14 protein-coding genes are annotated in these 15,063 nt (G+C 67.9%); 4 read left to right on the top strand and 10 right to left on the bottom strand.

Translation table 11 applies throughout. The features are described from left to right. Complete coding sequence (gene cphA / locus KW830_RS10050) at positions 1-2,571, top strand: cyanophycin synthetase (protein ID WP_066540226.1); 2,571 nt, start codon at positions 1-3, stop codon at positions 2,569-2,571. A gap of 234 nt (positions 2,572-2,805) precedes the next feature. On the opposite strand, the gene KW830_RS10055 is transcribed toward cphA, so the two are convergent. Then, positions 2,806-3,702, bottom strand: a complete 897-nt coding sequence (locus tag KW830_RS10055; RefSeq protein ID WP_066540830.1) for a DMT family transporter — start codon at positions 3,700-3,702, stop codon at positions 2,806-2,808. Positions 3,703-3,776: 74 nt separating this feature from the next. On the opposite strand from KW830_RS10055, the gene KW830_RS10060 reads away from it, so the two are divergent. Beyond that, positions 3,777-4,274 carry an Lrp/AsnC family transcriptional regulator gene (locus KW830_RS10060; protein WP_218333041.1) on the top strand — a complete coding sequence of 166 codons (498 nt, stop codon included), beginning with the start codon at positions 3,777-3,779 and terminating at the stop codon, positions 4,272-4,274. Between the two features lie 27 nt (positions 4,275-4,301). Here KW830_RS10060 and KW830_RS10065 read toward each other — a convergent pair whose 3' ends face one another. Next, positions 4,302-4,931 (bottom strand): LysE family transporter, encoded by a 630-nt coding sequence (locus KW830_RS10065; protein WP_218333042.1) that lies wholly within the window; start codon positions 4,929-4,931, stop codon positions 4,302-4,304. Positions 4,932-5,038: 107 nt separating this feature from the next. Continuing rightward, positions 5,039-6,241: an MFS transporter gene (locus KW830_RS10070; protein ID WP_066540220.1), complete on the bottom strand. Its 1,203-nt coding sequence runs from the start codon at positions 6,239-6,241 to the stop codon at positions 5,039-5,041. 447 nt (positions 6,242-6,688) lie between these two features. Between KW830_RS10070 and KW830_RS10075 the strand changes: the two genes are divergently transcribed. Continuing rightward, a complete protein-coding gene (locus tag KW830_RS10075) occupies positions 6,689-7,192 on the top strand; it encodes a CreA family protein (protein WP_225608835.1) in 504 nt (167 codons plus the stop codon). 130 nt (positions 7,193-7,322) lie between these two features. Here the strand turns inward: KW830_RS10075 and KW830_RS10080 are convergent, their stop codons facing one another. The 3 genes from KW830_RS10080 to KW830_RS10090 form a co-directional block, all read right to left on the bottom strand. Continuing rightward, on the bottom strand, positions 7,323-7,784 hold the full coding sequence (locus KW830_RS10080; protein WP_218333043.1) for a GNAT family N-acetyltransferase: 462 nt from the start codon (positions 7,782-7,784) through the stop codon (positions 7,323-7,325). A gap of 43 nt (positions 7,785-7,827) precedes the next feature. Then, positions 7,828-8,046 (bottom strand): hypothetical protein, encoded by a 219-nt coding sequence (locus KW830_RS10085; protein ID WP_066540824.1) that lies wholly within the window; start codon positions 8,044-8,046, stop codon positions 7,828-7,830. Between the two features lie 139 nt (positions 8,047-8,185). Then, complete coding sequence (locus KW830_RS10090) at positions 8,186-9,100, bottom strand: LysR family transcriptional regulator (RefSeq protein ID WP_192334762.1); 915 nt, start codon at positions 9,098-9,100, stop codon at positions 8,186-8,188. A gap of 173 nt (positions 9,101-9,273) precedes the next feature. On the opposite strand from KW830_RS10090, the gene KW830_RS10095 reads away from it, so the two are divergent. Next, positions 9,274-10,383, top strand: a complete 1,110-nt coding sequence (locus KW830_RS10095) for a YeiH family protein (protein WP_218333044.1) — start codon at positions 9,274-9,276, stop codon at positions 10,381-10,383. Between the two features lie 73 nt (positions 10,384-10,456). Here KW830_RS10095 and KW830_RS10100 read toward each other — a convergent pair whose 3' ends face one another. The 4 genes from KW830_RS10100 to KW830_RS10115 all read right to left on the bottom strand — a co-directional run bounded on the left by KW830_RS10100 (position 10,457) and on the right by KW830_RS10115 (position 15,036). Next, positions 10,457-10,717, bottom strand: coding sequence for a DUF2789 family protein (locus tag KW830_RS10100; RefSeq protein WP_066540821.1), 261 nt, complete (start codon positions 10,715-10,717; stop codon positions 10,457-10,459). Positions 10,718-10,900: 183 nt separating this feature from the next. After that, a complete protein-coding gene (locus KW830_RS10105; protein ID WP_066540199.1) occupies positions 10,901-12,343 on the bottom strand; it encodes an NAD-dependent succinate-semialdehyde dehydrogenase in 1,443 nt (480 codons plus the stop codon). A 218-nt stretch (positions 12,344-12,561) separates the two neighbouring features. After that, the gene (locus KW830_RS10110) at positions 12,562-13,377 is read right to left on the bottom strand and encodes an HpcH/HpaI aldolase/citrate lyase family protein (RefSeq protein ID WP_218333170.1); all 816 of its coding nucleotides are present in this window, start codon (positions 13,375-13,377) and stop codon (positions 12,562-12,564) included. A 630-nt stretch (positions 13,378-14,007) separates the two neighbouring features. Then, positions 14,008-15,036, bottom strand: a complete 1,029-nt coding sequence (locus KW830_RS10115) for a tripartite tricarboxylate transporter substrate binding protein (RefSeq protein WP_066540197.1) — start codon at positions 15,034-15,036, stop codon at positions 14,008-14,010. Positions 15,037-15,063 lie beyond the last annotated feature (27 nt).

Consider the following 15,063-nt stretch of genomic DNA (forward strand, 5'->3'; position numbering starts at 1 on the left):
ATGGAAATCTCTCGTACCCGTGCCCTGCGTGGCCCCAATCTGTGGAGCCGCAACACCGCTGTAGAGGCCGTCGTGCTCTGCACCCCGGCCGAGTGCAACATCGCCCAGCTGGCCGGCTTTGAAGACCGCCTGCGCGCCCGCTTCCCCTCCATCGGCACCTTGCTGCCGCAAGGCGCCGACAAGCCGGTGTCGCTGGCCGATGTGCTGGAACTGGCCACGCTGTCGCTGCAGGCCCAGGCTGGCTGCCCGGTCACCTTCAGCCGCACCCATGCCACGCTGGAGACCGGCACCTTCCAGGTAGTGGTCGAATACACCGAAGAAGCCGTGGGCAAACAGGCCCTGGAACAGGCCGAAGCCCTGATCCAGGCCGCTCTGAACGACACCCCGTTCGATGCGGCGCCCGTCATCGCCGCCCTGCGCGAGCTGGACGAAGATGAACGCATCGGTCCCTCGACCGGCTCCATCGTGGACGCCGCCGTAGCCCGTGGCATCCCTTTCCGCCGCATGACGGCCGGCTCCATGGTCCAGCTGGGCTGGGGCTCCAAGGCCCGCCGCATCCAGGCCGCGGAAGTGGACCAGACCAGCGCCGTGGCCGAATCCATTGCACAGGACAAGGACCTGACCAAGCGCCTGCTGCACGCCGCAGGCGTTCCCGTGCCGCTGGGCCGCCCCGTCACCGACGTGGACGACGCCTGGGCCGTGGCCCAGGAAGTGGGCCTGCCCGTGGTGGTCAAGCCCCAGGACGGCAACCAGGGCAAGGGCGTGACGGTAAACATCACCACCCGCGCCCAGCTGGAAGCTGCCTACGCCACCTCGCAGCAGTACGGTGATGACGTGATGGTCGAGCGCTTCCTGCCCGGCCACGACTTCCGCCTGCTGGTGGTGGGCGGCCAGCTGGTCGCCGCTGCCCGCCGCGAACCGCCCCAGGTGCTGGGTGACGGCGAACACACCATCCGTGAACTGGTGGACATCGTCAACCTGGACCCCCGCCGCGGCACCGGCCACGGCACGGCGCTGACCAAGATCCGCCTGGACGACATTGCCATTGCCCGCATTGCCGGCGAAGGCCTGACCCCCGAATCCGTGCCCGCCCAGGGCCAGCGCGTGGTGCTGCGCAACAACGCCAACCTGTCCACCGGCGGCAGCGCCACCGATGTGACCGACGACGTGCACCCTGAAGTGGCGGCCCGCGCCATCGAAGCCGCCCAGACCATCGGCCTGCACATCTGCGGCGTGGACGTGATCTGCGAATCCGTGCTGCACCCGCTGGAAGAGCAGAACGGCGGCATCGTCGAAGTGAACGCAGCCCCTGGCCTGCGCATGCACCTGGCCCCGTCCTATGGCAAGCCTCGCAACGTGGGCGTGCCCATGGTCGATCTGCTGTTCAACGGCAGCGACGACGGCCGCATCCCCCTGGTGGCCGTGACCGGCACCAATGGCAAGACCACCACCGCCCGCCTGATCGGCCAGCTGTTCACCTCGCAAGGCCTGCGCGTGGGCATGACCAGCACCGACGGCGTGTACGTCAACGGCCGCCAGATCGACAGCGGCGACTGCTCCGGTCCCAAGAGCGCCCGCAACGTGCTGGGCCACCCCGAGGTGGACGCCGCCGTGATGGAATGTGCCCGTGGCGGCATCCTGCGCGAAGGCCTGGGCTTTGACCGCTGCCAGGTGGCCGTGGTCACCAACGTGGGCGAAGGCGACCACCTGGGTCTGAACTTCATCACCACCGTCGATGAGCTGATGGTGCTCAAGCGCGTCATCGTGCAGAACGTGGCCCCCAACGGCTACGGCGTGCTGAACGCCATCGACCCGCACGTCTCGGCCATGGCGCCGTTCTGCACCGGCAAGGTGATCTTCTTCGGTGCCGACCGCCACCACCCCGTGATGGCAACACACCGTGCCCAGGGCAACCGCGTGGTCTATGTGGACGGTGACTCCATCGTCGCTGCCGAAGGCTCGTGGCGCGAATCCGTGCCGCTGCGCGACATTCCCGTCACCCGCAACGGCACCATCGGCTTCCAGGTCGACAACGCCATGGCCGCCATCGGCGCCGCCTGGGGTGCCGGCCTGCCCTGGGACACCATCAAGCGCGGCCTGGCCGGCTTTGTGAACGACAGCGACAACGCCCCCGGTCGCTTCAATGTGATGGACTACAAGGGCGCCACCATCATTGCCGACTACGGCCACAACCCGGATGCCATCCGTGCCTTGACCAAGGCGGTAGAAGGCATGCCCGGCAACAAGCGCAGCGTGGTGATCTCGGGTGCCGGCGACCGCCGCGACCAGGACATCACCGAGCAGACCCAGATCCTGGGTCACGCCTTCGATGATGTGGTCCTGTACCAGGACGCCTGCCAGCGCGGCCGCGAGGACGGCGAAGTCATCGCCCTGCTGCGCAAGGGTCTGGAAGGCGCCAGCCGCACCAGCTATGTGACCGACATCCATGGCGAGTTCATCGCCATTGACCACGCGCTGGCCCGTCTGCAACCCGGCGATCTGTGCCTGGTGCTGGTCGACCAGGTGGAAGAAGCCCTGGCCCACCTGCAAAAACGCATCGCCGAAGTCTGATCTCCGGCCTGCCCGCAGAGCCTGCTCTGTACCGCCCCTGAAAAAGCCCCGTCACCGGGGCTTTTTTGCGTTCGGATACACCGCGGGAGATGCAGACAGGAAGTGCGCCCAAATGGCCACTGGGCCACCGGGCAGCTATGCCGTCTATGCCGTCTATGCCGTCTATGCCGTCTATGCCACCTTAGCCGTGTGCGCCGTCACACGGACCACCAAGGCTGCGGCGCCCGGCGGGATTCAGGCCTCGGCCGGCAACTGTGCCGCCCTGGGGGCCGGCTCCGACCGCCGCACCGCCAACGCGCTGCCCATGGATGCCAGCACGATCAGGCCGATCGCCAGCCACTGCACGGCACTCAGCTGTTCGTCCAGCAGCAGCAAGGCCAGCATGGCGGCTACCGCCGGCTCCATGCTGATCATGATGCCGAAGGCCTGGGGCGGCAGGCGCTGCAGGGCCACCATCTCCAGCGACAGCGGCACCGCACTCGACACCGCCGCCACGCCCAGCCCCACCAGCAGCACCGAAGGCGCCAGCAGCGCACTGCCCGCATGGGCCACGCCCACCGGAATCACCACCAGCGCCGCCATGGCCAGCCCCAGCGACACCGAATGCCCCACCGGCAGATGCCCTATGCGCTTGCCGAACAGGATATAGCTGGCCCAGCACACCGCCGCCAGCACCGACCACAGCACGCCCACCGGGTCTAGGCTGCTGACCGCATGGCCCAGCGGCAGCAGCAGGGCCAGGCCTGCCATGGCCAGCAGCACCCAGACCATGTCCAGCGCCCGGCGCGACGCCCACACCGCCACCGCCAGCGGCCCGGAAAATTCGATCGCCACCGCCACGCCGAACGGCAGCGTGCGCAGCGCCATGTAGAAAGACAGGTTCATGACCCCCAGTGCCGCCCCGTAGAGCAGCACGGCCCGCCGGTCCGCCGGCGACAGCGGCAACCGCCAGGGCCGGCACAGCAGCCACAGGATCAGCGCAGAAAAGCCCACCCGCACCGCCGTCGTCCCCTGGGCCCCGACGGCAGGAAACAGCGTGTGCTTGGCCCAGGACGTACCCAGCCCCAGAAACACCACGGAACCGAAGATGGCCAGCCACGGCAGCCAGCGTGCATTGCGTACATTCGACATGGCGAGAATATATTGCGCCACTCCTGGTTTTTTGCCTCTGAATAGACTGGCTTCACGCAACTTTCACTCATTCTATGCCCACGCCTTCCACGCTGTCCCTGGACGATTTCGACCTGGCCATCCTGACCCTGCTGCAGCGCGACAACACCGTGGCGCAGCGTGACATTGCGCAGACCGTGCACCTGTCGGCCGCTGCCGTGCAGCGCCGCATCCGCCGGCTGCGGGACAGCGGCGTGATCCGCGCGGAAACCGCCGTGCTGGACGCCTCCCGCCTGGGCCGCCCGCTGACCCTGCTGGTGGAAGTGCATGTGCACGACGAACACCCGCTGCGCACCGCTGGCCTGCGCCAGCGCATCCAGGACGAAGCCGCCGTGCAGCAGTGCTATGCCATCACCGGGGAAGCAGACTATCTGCTGGTCATCACCGCCGCCACCATGGCGGATTTCGAAGCCATCACCACCCGGCTGTTCGGCGGGGACGAGAATGTGCGGCGCTTTCGCACCTCGGTGGCGCTGAACTGCCTGAAAGTGGGCCTGCAGGTGCCGCTGCCCGGGGGCCCGCTGCAGGCATAGGGCGCCGAGGCCGACTGGACGTACCCTTCAGCGCGCCACCATGCGCTGCAGTCCCAACAGCACCAGGGCGGCGCCGGACAGGCCGTTGATGGCCCGCTCGATGCGCAGATAGCCGCTGCGCAGGGCCGGAATGCCGAACACCAGCGTGATGCCCAGATGCCAGCCCAGCGACATCAGCGCCACCAGCAGCACCGTGGCGCCATAGAACCACAGCGGCGCCGCATCCGGAAAGATGGCAGCAAACGCACTGGTCCAGAAAGCCGCGCCCTTGGGGTTGGTGAGGCCGGTCAGCAAGCCGGTGCGGTACGCCGCCCAGGCCGACTGCCCCCCCAGCGCCGTGGACGGTGCTGCGTTGACCGCAGGCACTTTCCAGGCAGAGCGCAACAGCTTGAGTCCGTACCAGACCAGGTAGGCCGCCCCCAGCACGCGCAATGCCGTGCCCAGTTGCGGGTGCCGGGCCAGCACGGTGGCCACACCCGCAATCGACAGCAGCACCCAGGCGACCGACCCCGTCGTCAACCCCAGCACCACACAGCGCGCGGCGCGGGCGCGGCCATCCAGCGCCATCTGGCTGAGGATGAAGAAATTGGGTCCGGGGCTGGCCAGCACGGCCAGGTAAATACCGGCGATCAGCAATAGGGAGGCAAAGTGGTGCACAGCGGTGTCCTGCAGAAAACGGCCTGTCGCATGCCAGGTTCGGCATGCGCAGACCACGCCGGCGATTGTGGCCTCTGCCACGGCCACCACAGAGAAAGCGCGAGACTTCAGGCGGCAGCCATCTGCCCCGCCGGCGCACGCAGCCGCACTGCGGCCAGTGCGGCCCCCAGCGCCAGCACCGCCCCCAGCAGGCAGGCACCCTGCCACTGCCCCCAGTGCCAGGCCAGTGTGCCCAGGGCCGAGCCCGCCGCCGCCCCCGCAAAATACCCCGTCATATAGACCGCATTCATGCGCGAGCGTGCCGCCGGCAGCAACTGGGCCACGGTGGCCTGGTTGGTGATGTTCAGGCATTGCAGGCCCAGGTCGATCACCACCAGGCCCAGGGCAAACCAGCCCAGGTGTTCCCCGCCCCACCACAGCATGGGCCAGGCCGCCACCAATGCAATGGCCCCCACCGTGCAGGTGGTACGCCCCAGGCCCCGGTCCACCCAGCGTCCGGCGCGCGATGCCACCAGTGCCCCGGCCACACCTGCCAGCCCCACCAGGCCGATCTGTGCGTCATCCAGCGCCAGTGGTGCGGCCGACAGCTGCAGGGCCATGGTGGCAAACAGCACGCTGCACGAGGCAAACGCCAGCCCGCTGGCCAGCGTGCGCTGGCGCAGCGCGCGGTGGGTGTGCAGCAGCTCCAGCATGCTGGACAGCACCTGGGCATAGGCCACCGGCTGCGCCGTGCGCGAGGTGGGCAGCACCCGCCACAGCCACCAGGCCACCAGCACCATCAACAGCGCTGCCCCCTGGTACACCGCCTGCCAACCGGCCCATGCCGACACCAGGCCCGCCACGCTGCGCGCCAGCAAAATGCCCAGCAGCAGCCCGGTCATCACCGTGCCCACATTGCGGCCGCTGTGGCCGGGCGCGGCCAGCGCCGCCGCCATGGGCACCAGCACCTGGGCTGCGACGGAAAACAGGCCCGCCACCACCGTGCCCAGCATGAAGCCGCCCACCGACGGTGCACAGCCCGCCATGGCCTGGCCGGCCGCCGCCAGCAGCATCAAGGCCACCGCCAGACTGCGCCGCTCCAGCATGTCGCCCAGCGGCACCAGAAGCAGCAGGCCCAGCGCATAGGCCGACTGCGCCAAGGTGACCGACAGTGCCGCCACTCCCTGGTCCACACCAAAGTGCCGGGCAATCGAGTGCAGCAGCGGCTGGTTGAAATAATTGCCGCCCGCGCACAGTCCACAGGCCAGCGCCATCCACAGCAGCGCAGACCGGCCCAGCACGGGCAACGCCGCAACGTTCTTCTCTCGCATTCCTACCAAACCATTTCCTCCGGGAAAAGAAAAGCCCACCCCCGCAGCCTGTGCCACCGGGTGGAAACTCTGAATTCAGAAGCCGCGCGCGCATGGAGACTGCACGGGGGCTGTGGGCCATGCCGCAACGCAGCGGCAGTCAGGGCCGGCATCGCGGGGCGGGCGTTCTGCCAGCGCCATGCGCTGGGCACCCGGTGCACCGGGCCTGCAGGCATGCAGCGCGGCCGTCGCAGACACCCGAAAGACCCGGGGTCCGGCAACCGCCATGGCATGCCTGCTCCACCGGCCACCGGTCTGGGCGCGCTGTGCGCCCCAGTTGCCGTGGTGGAGGACGGGGATTGTCCCGCGGCCGGTACACGCCTGCCCGTGGTCCCTTGCAAACCAGGGCCTGGCACAGTGCCATCGCCGGCCCGGCGCCCACCCGCGCAGCGCGTATGCTTGGCAGCCATGCACCACATTGCCCTGCGCCCTGCTTTGTCCGCCCTGCTGCTGGCGGCCCTCACCACCCTGGCACCGGCCACCCGCGCCGCCGCATCCGAAGAGATCGGCGCCGTGGACACGGTGTTCAAGCTGATTGGCCCGGACCACAAGATCGTGGTTGACGCCTATGACGACCCCAAGGTGGCCGGCGTGACCTGCTATGTCTCGCGCGCCAAGACCGGCGGCATCAAGGGCGGGCTGGGCCTGGCCGAAGACCGCTCCGAAGCCTCCATCGTCTGCCAGGCCACCGGCCCCATCCAGATTCCCCAGCCGCTGCGCCAGCAGGAAGAAGTGTTCACCGAACGGACCTCGCTGCTGTTCAAGCGCCTGCGCGTGGTGCGCATGGTGGATGCCAAACGCAACACCCTGGTCTACATGACCTATTCCGACCGGGTGATCGAAGGCTCACCCCAGAACAGCGTCACCGCCGTGGCCGTGCCCGCGGGCACGCCGATTCCGCTGAAGAAGTAAACACCACGGCGGCAGCGCACCGGAGCTGCTGCCGTCGGCACCTGCCCGGCCTCGGGGTGCCCGAAGCAATTGCCACAGCAACGGGTCGCATCCGTCGGGGAGCGTCCCCTGCACGGCTCCCGCTATCGCGTCAGGGGCGCAGCTTTTGCAGGCGCACATCCCCGTCGCCCGCATCGCCGGCCGGTGTCCACCCCAGATGCCGGTACACGGCAGCGGCCCTGCTGGTCGCATCCGTTTCCAGCCAGATGACCGGGTGGTGCCGGAACAGCGCGGTTTCGCCGGCCTGTATCAGCTGGCGCCCCACCCCTTGCCCCTCATGCTCCGGCAGCACGAACACGGCAAACAGGCATGCCTCGGGCAAATCGGCCATGGCAAAGCCCACCACCTTGCCATCGCGTTCGACCACCCAGGCACACGGTGCCGCTGTGATCGCCGCATGGATGGAAGCGGGCGTGATGCCCAGCGCCGCCAGTTCGGTCACCGTGAGTGCATTTTCCCGAACCGAGGTCCGGACATGGAAGATGGCGTCGATATCGGTGGCAGCGGCCGGGCGGACACGAAACGGGGATGGAGCAGGCGAATTCAGCGGCATGCCCACGATGGCAGGGGGATTTCCGCCCTCCGCCTGCTGCGCGTCAGCCAAAGACGGCGTTGCCCGCGTCCAGTGCCGGCGGCCGCAGCAAATCCTCGTTCACGCCCATGGCCTGGCTGGCGCGTTCCACGGCCTGCCACAGGGAGGCGGGCATCTGCAGAATGGCTTCGGGGGTGTCTGCAGCGTCAATCCAGGTGCTGATCTGCAGGTGCTGTTCGTGGGTCAGCAGGTCCAGGTGCAGCATTTCGTCGATGGTTTTCATGGTGGCCTCCCTGGTGATGGCATCCGGCGCTGCGCAGCCCACGCCGGGCTTGTGATTCCAATATAGGGCCAAAAGCGGCGGCCGCAAGCGAAGTGGCACGTTGGCGAAACCGCTGCAGCCCCAGCAGCCGCCCGGTCACTCAATCCGTGGATGGCGGCGCAATCGCCCGGCAGGCGTCCACAAACGCCTGCAGTGCCGGCGAACGCCGTTTGCCCGCCCGTTGCACCAGCGAGAAATAGCGCTGCATCTGCGGCAGCACGGTGGGCAGCACCACCAGCTCACCCGCATCCACCAAGGGCTGCACCAGCACACGTGGCAGGCAGCTGATGCCCAACCCCTGGGCCACGCAGCGGGCAATGGCTTCGGAGCTGCCCAGGGTGGCGGCCGCATGCAACTGGTGCAGGTGCGGCAGCAGCGCGTGCTCCACCATTTCGCGGGTGCCCGAGCCCGCCTCGCGCAGCAGCCAGCGGGCACTGCGCAGCGCGTCGGATGCCAGTGGCTGGCCGGCAGCCTGCCTTGCCAGCGGGTCGTGGGGCGCACTGACGATGACCAGCTCGTCGCGCAGCCAGGGCTGCACCTCCAGCCCCGGCCAGTGGCTGGCCCCTTCGATCAAGGCCAGATCCACCTCCAGCGCCAGCACCGCTTCGGCCACTTCGGCGGTGTTGGCAATCTGCAGGTCCACCGCCACCTGCGGGTGGCTGCGCGCCAACGCCGCCAGCACCGGCGGCAGCACATAGCTGCCGATGGTGGTGCTGGCCGCCAGCCGCAGCCGCACCGGCAGGCCACAGCCCTGCACGACAAACGCCTGCTCGATTGCGCGCGCCTGCTCCAGCAGACCCAGCGCCTGCGGCAGCAGGGCGCGGCCGGCATCGTTGAGCACCAGTTGGCGCCCGACCCGCTCGAACAGCTGGCTGCCCAGCGCACGCTCCAGCTGCTGCAACGCGGCGCTGGTGGCGGACTGGGACAGCGACACCGCCTGGGCCGCCGCCACGGTGCTGCCGGACTGGGCCACCGCGCAGAATATTTCCACCTGGCGCAGCGTCAGATGCAGCATGGGCACTCTCCTTTTCGCGTGATCTGGCGCATGAATCTACCTGTTTCATCGATAGTCTTTACACAAACTATCGGTTATACAAATATAACCAAATTATCTAAAGTGCAGACCGTCGCCCACGCTCCAGGCCGGTCCTGGCACGCTTTTCACTCCCGTGGACGGCCGTGTCTGCCATGTCCACTTCCGCATTTCCCTTGTCCGTCTGGGCCCGCGCCGGCCAGCACCTGCAGCAGTGGCTGCCCGGTCTGCTGCTGTGTGGTGCCATCGCCGCCGCCTCCCTGTGGGCCGCCACGCTGCCGGCCCTGGCCGAGCGCGGCCTGAGCGCGCTGACCTTGGCCATCGTGCTGGGCATGGTGCTGGGCAACACCGTCTACCCCCGCCTGGCCGCCTCCTGCGCCAGCGGCGTGGGCCTGTCCAAGGCGCGGCTGCTGCGCGCCGGCATCGTCTTGTATGGCCTGCGCTTGACCTTCCAGGACATGGGCCAGCTGGGCTGGGCCGGCATCGCCACCGACGCGCTGGTGCTTTCCAGCACCTTTGTGCTGGCCCAATGGCTGGGCCGGCGCGTGTTCGGCCTGGATCCGCGCACCAGCCTGCTGGTGGGGGCCGGCAGTGCGATCTGCGGTGCGGCCGCCGTGCTGGCCACCGAACCGGTGGCTAAGGGCCGGGCGTCCGATGTGGCGGTGGCCGTGGCCACCGTGGTGGTGTTCGGCACCGTGGCCACCTTTCTCTATCCGGCGCTGTTTCACTGGAATGCTGCGCATGGCTGGTTCGAGGTGAGCGCCCAGCAGTACGGCCTGTATGTGGGCTCCACCGTGCACGAAGTGGCCCAGGTGGTGGCTGCCGGCGAAGCCGTGGGCCGCGATGCGGCCGACATGGCGGTGATTGCCAAGATGGTGCGGGTGATGATGCTGGCCCCATTTCTGCTGGTGCTGTCGTGGTGGCTGGCGCGCAGCGAGCGCCGCGCCGACCATCAGCCAATGGACAGCGGCTCCGTCAAGGCCGCCGCCCCGCACAGCCGCATCACCATCCCCTGGTTTGCACTGGGCTTTGTGCTGGTGGCTGGCATCCATTCCCTGGGCGTGCTGCCCGCTGCGCTGGTGCAGGCCGGTGTGCAGCTGGATACGCTGCTGCTGACCCTGGCCATGGCCGCCCTGGGACTGACCACCCACATCGCGGCCGTGCGCGCCGCCGGCACCCGGCCGCTGCTGCTGGCCCTGGTGTTGTTTGGCTGGCTGCTGGGGGCAGGCTGGCTGCTGAATCTGTGGCTGCCGCTGTGGCTCTGACAGCCATCGCTGCGGCAACGCCCCATCGCACGGGCCGTCCCTGCCGGCCTGCGCTCGCCAGAGAACACCGGGGTCAGGCGCTTTCCTGCTGCTGACCACGGTGGCCGCGCAATGCGGCCTCCAACTGGTCCAGTACTTCCACCCAGTGCGGCCCCCGGCGGCGCAGCCGCCACAGCACCGCGGCCTGCGAAGGGGTCCAGAACCGGGCATGCAGCATGTCCACGTCGGGGGGCATCGGGCGGTGCTGGCGGATGAAGCGCAAGATGGCCAGCTCATCTGCCGCCAGACCGAGCTGCACGAACAGCGCTTGCAGGGTAGGGGCTTTGGAGGGCATGGAGGCTCCTTTCGCGGCACACAGGTGCTTCTGCACCGCATCCTGCAATGCCCTCTCGGCCGCTGGCTGTAGGACAAGCCAGATGTTGCAACCGGCCGGGCCAGCCGGCTGCACGGCAGAAAGCAAAACGGCCACCCGCAGGTGGCCGTTTTGCAGCAGCAGCCCCGTCAGCGGGGCCGGTGCTCACACCATGGCAATCGAGACGGCCTTGGGAATCAGATAGGCTTCCAGCGCTTCCGTGCCGCCTTCGGAGCCATAGCCCGAATCCTTGATGCCGCCGAAAGGCATTTCCGCCGACGCCACGGCGGGCTGGTTGATCCACAGCATGCCGGTTTCCACCTGCTGGCTGAGCTGGTGGGCCGACTTCAGCGAGCGGGTGAAGGCATAGGCCGCCAGGCCATAGGGCAGGCGATTGGCTTCGGCAATGGCCTCCTCCAGCTTCTCGAAGCTGCGCATGGCGACCACGGGGCCGAAGGGTTCGTTGTTGAACACATCGGCATCCAGCGGCACATTGCCCAGGATGGTGGGTGCATAGAAGTTGCCGGCATCGCCCAGGGCCTTGCCGCCCAGCAGCACGTCCGCACCCTTGGCGTGGGCGTTTTCCACCAGCGCCTTCATGGCCGTCACGCGGCGGGGATTGGCCAGCGGGCCCATCTTGGAATCGGCTTCCAAGCCGTTGCCCACCTTGACGGACTCAAAGTACTTCACCACGCTTTCCGTGAATTGCTTTTGCAGGCTGCTGTGTACCAGGAAACGCGTGGGCGAAATGCAGACTTGGCCGGCGTTGCGCAGCTTGGCAGCGCCAGCGGCTTTGACGGCCAGCTCCACATCGGCATCTTCCGCAATGATGACCGGGGCGTGGCCACCCAGCTCCATGGTGCAGCGCTTCATGTGGGCGCCGGCCATGGCGGCCAGCTGCTTGCCCACGGCCGTCGAGCCGGTGAAGGTGACCTTGCGGATCACCGGATGGGGAATCAGGTAGCTGGAGATTTCATGCGGATCGCCATAGACCAGACCGACCACGCCCGCGGGCACGCCGGCGTCGACAAAGCATTTCAGCAGCGCGGCGGGGGCGGCAGGCGTTTCTTCCGGCGCCTTGCACAGGAAGGAACAGCCGGTGGCCAGGGCAGCGCTGATCTTGCGCACGATCTGGTTGACCGGGAAATTCCAGGGCGTGAACGCCGCCACCGGGCCCACGGGCTCCTTGACGACCTGCTGCAGCACATCGCTGCGGCGCGCCGGCACGATGCGGCCATACAGGCGCAGCGCCTCGTCGGCAAACCAGTCGATGATGCCCACACCGGCCAGCACCTCGCCCTTGGCTTCGGCCAGGGGCTTGCCCTGTTCCTGCGTCAGCACGGCGGCAATGGCGTCGGCGCGTTCCTGCAACAGCAGCGCAGCGCGGCGCATGGTGGCCTGGCGCTCGTGGGCGCTGGTGTTCTTCCAGACCTGAAAGCCTTTTTGAGCGGCGGCCAGTGCACGGTCCAGATCGGCAATACCGGCATGGGCCACATGGCCGATCACCGCTCCCGTGGCCGGGTTGTGCACAGCGATCTTCTTGCCGCTGGCGGCATCGACCCATTGGCCGTCGATCAGGAGTTGGGTATCGGGGTAGGCATGCGACATGCGAAATCCATCCATGGCTGAGAGGGAGAGTCCCGGAGCGGTCGCTCCAGGGGCATTAGGAAAACAGGCGCTTTGGTGCACTGGCTTAAAGGTTTTCAGTATCCAACGCCTGTGAAAACCTTGCTGCAAGTGCAGAAGCAGCTGCGTTTTTGATAGAAGGTGGCGGTGCGCCCTGGGCGCCCGTCGGCATCCATTCTAGAAAGCGGGGGACACCACACTCAATACATGGATGCACTGACCGCTGCATCTCCCGGGCGCTTGAAGCGCAGGGCCAGCGCATCGGCGCTCTGGCGCAGCAGCAGCATGTCCATGCCCACGGCGACGAACAGCGCGCCCTTGTCCAGGCATGCCTGGGCACGGTCGGGGTTCACCGCCAGAATGCCCGGCGCCTTGCCGCAGGCGCGGATGGTGACCAGCGCCCGGTCGATCGTCGCCTCCATGTCCGGATGGCCCGCATTGCCGGGGTAGCCCAGGCTGGCGGATAGATCGGCCGGGCCGATGAACACGCCATCGATACCGTCCACGCTGGCAATGGCCTCCAGGTTGTCCAGCGCCTCGCCGGTTTCCACCTGCACCAGCAGGCAGATCTCGTCGGCGGCCTTGGCCACATAGTCGGCGTCACGGCCGAAGTTGGAGGCGCGCATCGATCCCCCCATGCCCCGCAGGCCCTGGGGGGCGTAGCGCACGGCCTCCACCGCCGCGCGGGCTTCGTCGGCGTTCTGCACAAAAGGCAGCAGCAGCGTCTGCGCGCCGATGTCCAGATAGCGCTTGATCAGCACCTTATCGTTCCACGCCGGGCGCACCACGGCATGGCTGCAGCCCAGGCCTTTACGCGGGCGGGCTGCCACCACCGCCTGCAGTTGCTGCAGCATCTGGGGCACATCGGTGGGGGTGTGCTCGGTGTCCAGCAGCACCCAGTCAAAGCCCGCGCCGGCGATCAGCTCGCTGACATAGGGCGACGGCAGGGTGGACCACAGACCGATCTGGGCCTGGCCGGCTTGCAGGGCACGTTTGAAATGGTTGACAGGAGGCATGGCGGTGGAAGGGCAGAAAACTGCGCAGTGCTGGTATTTGCCGGAACATAGCAAAGCTGCGCGGCCTCCACAGCCTGCGGCAGTCGCCTGCGTGCCACCACCCTCCCCCCCAGGCAGGGCCTGCATGCGCAGGCGCAGGCTGGCGTGCACCCAGGATTCGGCGTTCTGGAGGTCCGCAATGAGCTGGCGCATTTGCTGCGGCGTGCTGCGCTGGACCAGCAGCGCACTGCGGCTGCGCAGCCAGTCCAGTTCGCGCTGCAGTTCCTCGGGTGCAATGCCGTCGCTGCGGGCCGTGAGCTCGCACAGGACCATCCAGCGCTCGAACGCCGCACGCAACGCGGCCTGCAAAACGGAAAGGGGGAGCACTGGGAGAGAGCCGTCCATACAGTGCGCATTCTCAGCAATGCGGGCCATCCCGGGGCATGAGAAAAAGAGATGCTCCCATTCCCATTCCGCAAAAATCTGGCGCGCCCCTCTGGGGCGCCAGCCTTTGTCTCCCAGACCGTGTACAAAATGCAACCCGCATCTGTCGCCCTCTGCCAACACATGGCGGCACGGGCACCCGCGTGCCGTGCCGCCGGAAGAACCAAGCACTGCCGTGCGCCATGTCCAGCCCTCTGAAGGGCAAGCTCAGCTCGCCGCAATCCCCGCCGCCCGCGTCAGCTGGCGGTAGGTCGGCCAGGTGCGGTCGATGAAGGCGCGCAGCGCAGCGCCGGTCAGCGCCGGGTCTTCATCGGAGAGGGTCTCGCGCACGCTCTTGATACGCTCCGATTCGGTGTAGCTGCTGTGCACCAGCTGGGCCAGACGGTCGACCAGCGCCTGGGGGGTGCCGGCCTTGGCAAACAACATATTGCATTCGGGCAGGTTCTCGTAGGCGCTCCCACTGAAGCCTGCCTGCTTCCAGGTCGGCACACCCGGCAGCTTGGACGAGGGATTGCCCATGGCAATCACCACCGGCCGCACGCTGCCCTGCTTGAGCCCGCCACCAATGCCGGCCAGGGAACCGGCCCCCATGTCGATCTGGCCGCCGTACAGGTCCATCAGCATGGCGCCCGTGCCCTTGTAGTTGACCACGTTGAACTGTGCCCCCGTGTCCTTGACCAGTTGGTCCAGCATCAGCTGCCAGCCCGACCCCACGGCATAGTTGCCCACGTTGACCGGCTTCTTCTTGGAATAGGCAATCACCTCCTGGATGGTCCTGGCCGGGAAATCCTTGTGCACTACGCCCGGCACCGGCCCGACGCCGATAGCGGCAATGGGCACGATGTCCTTGTCCGGATCCACCGGCAGGCGCTTGAGCAGGGCCGGTGCCTGGGCCGGCTGGCTGTGCAAGGTCATCAGCAGCGTGTAGCCGTCGGCCGGCGCGCGCACGATGGTTTCGGCGGCAATCATGCCCACGCCACCGGGCTTGTTTTCCACCACCACGGGCACGCCCAGCTTGGTGGACAGATAGTCAGCCAGCGCCCGCGAAGTGGCGTCATTGGACGAACCTGGCGCCTGGGCCGCAATGATGCGGATGGGCTTGTCGGGCCAGCCCTGGGCACGCGCGGCCCCGGGCAGCAGGCCGGCCCCCAGCAGGCCGGCACCGGCAGCCAGCCAGTCGCGGCGGCGCCAGCCGGCGGAGGTGACGGAGGAAGAAGCAACTAACAGATCGGACATGGTGGACTCCGTCAAAACAGCGCGCCG

This window comes from Comamonas sp. CMM03 (assembly GCF_019218715.1).
GTDB classification, from domain to species: Bacteria; Pseudomonadota; Gammaproteobacteria; order Burkholderiales; family Burkholderiaceae_C; genus Comamonas; species Comamonas terrigena.

What these genes read in the sequence shown, in the direction of transcription:
- KW830_RS10060 (WP_218333041.1), top strand. Translation starts at nt 3,777, where the DNA reads ATGCCCACGCCTTCCACGCTGTCCCTGGACGATTTCGACCTGGCCATC.
- cphA (WP_066540226.1), top strand. Translation starts at nt 1, where the DNA reads ATGGAAATCTCTCGTACCCGTGCCCTGCGTGGCCCCAATCTGTGGAGC.
- KW830_RS10110 (WP_218333170.1), bottom strand. Translation starts at nt 13,377, where the DNA reads ATGCCTCCTGTCAACCATTTCAAACGTGCCCTGCAAGCCGGCCAGGCC.
- KW830_RS10055 (WP_066540830.1), bottom strand. Translation starts at nt 3,702, where the DNA reads ATGTCGAATGTACGCAATGCACGCTGGCTGCCGTGGCTGGCCATCTTC.
- KW830_RS10105 (WP_066540199.1), bottom strand. Translation starts at nt 12,343, where the DNA reads ATGTCGCATGCCTACCCCGATACCCAACTCCTGATCGACGGCCAATGG.
- KW830_RS10080 (WP_218333043.1), bottom strand. Translation starts at nt 7,784, where the DNA reads ATGCCGCTGAATTCGCCTGCTCCATCCCCGTTTCGTGTCCGCCCGGCC.
- KW830_RS10085 (WP_066540824.1), bottom strand. Translation starts at nt 8,046, where the DNA reads ATGAAAACCATCGACGAAATGCTGCACCTGGACCTGCTGACCCACGAA.
- KW830_RS10095 (WP_218333044.1), top strand. Translation starts at nt 9,274, where the DNA reads ATGTCCACTTCCGCATTTCCCTTGTCCGTCTGGGCCCGCGCCGGCCAG.
- KW830_RS10100 (WP_066540821.1), bottom strand. Translation starts at nt 10,717, where the DNA reads ATGCCCTCCAAAGCCCCTACCCTGCAAGCGCTGTTCGTGCAGCTCGGT.
- KW830_RS10115 (WP_066540197.1), bottom strand. Translation starts at nt 15,036, where the DNA reads ATGTCCGATCTGTTAGTTGCTTCTTCCTCCGTCACCTCCGCCGGCTGG.
- KW830_RS10070 (WP_066540220.1), bottom strand. Translation starts at nt 6,241, where the DNA reads ATGCGAGAGAAGAACGTTGCGGCGTTGCCCGTGCTGGGCCGGTCTGCG.
- KW830_RS10090 (WP_192334762.1), bottom strand. Translation starts at nt 9,100, where the DNA reads ATGCTGCATCTGACGCTGCGCCAGGTGGAAATATTCTGCGCGGTGGCC.
- KW830_RS10075 (WP_225608835.1), top strand. Translation starts at nt 6,689, where the DNA reads ATGCACCACATTGCCCTGCGCCCTGCTTTGTCCGCCCTGCTGCTGGCG.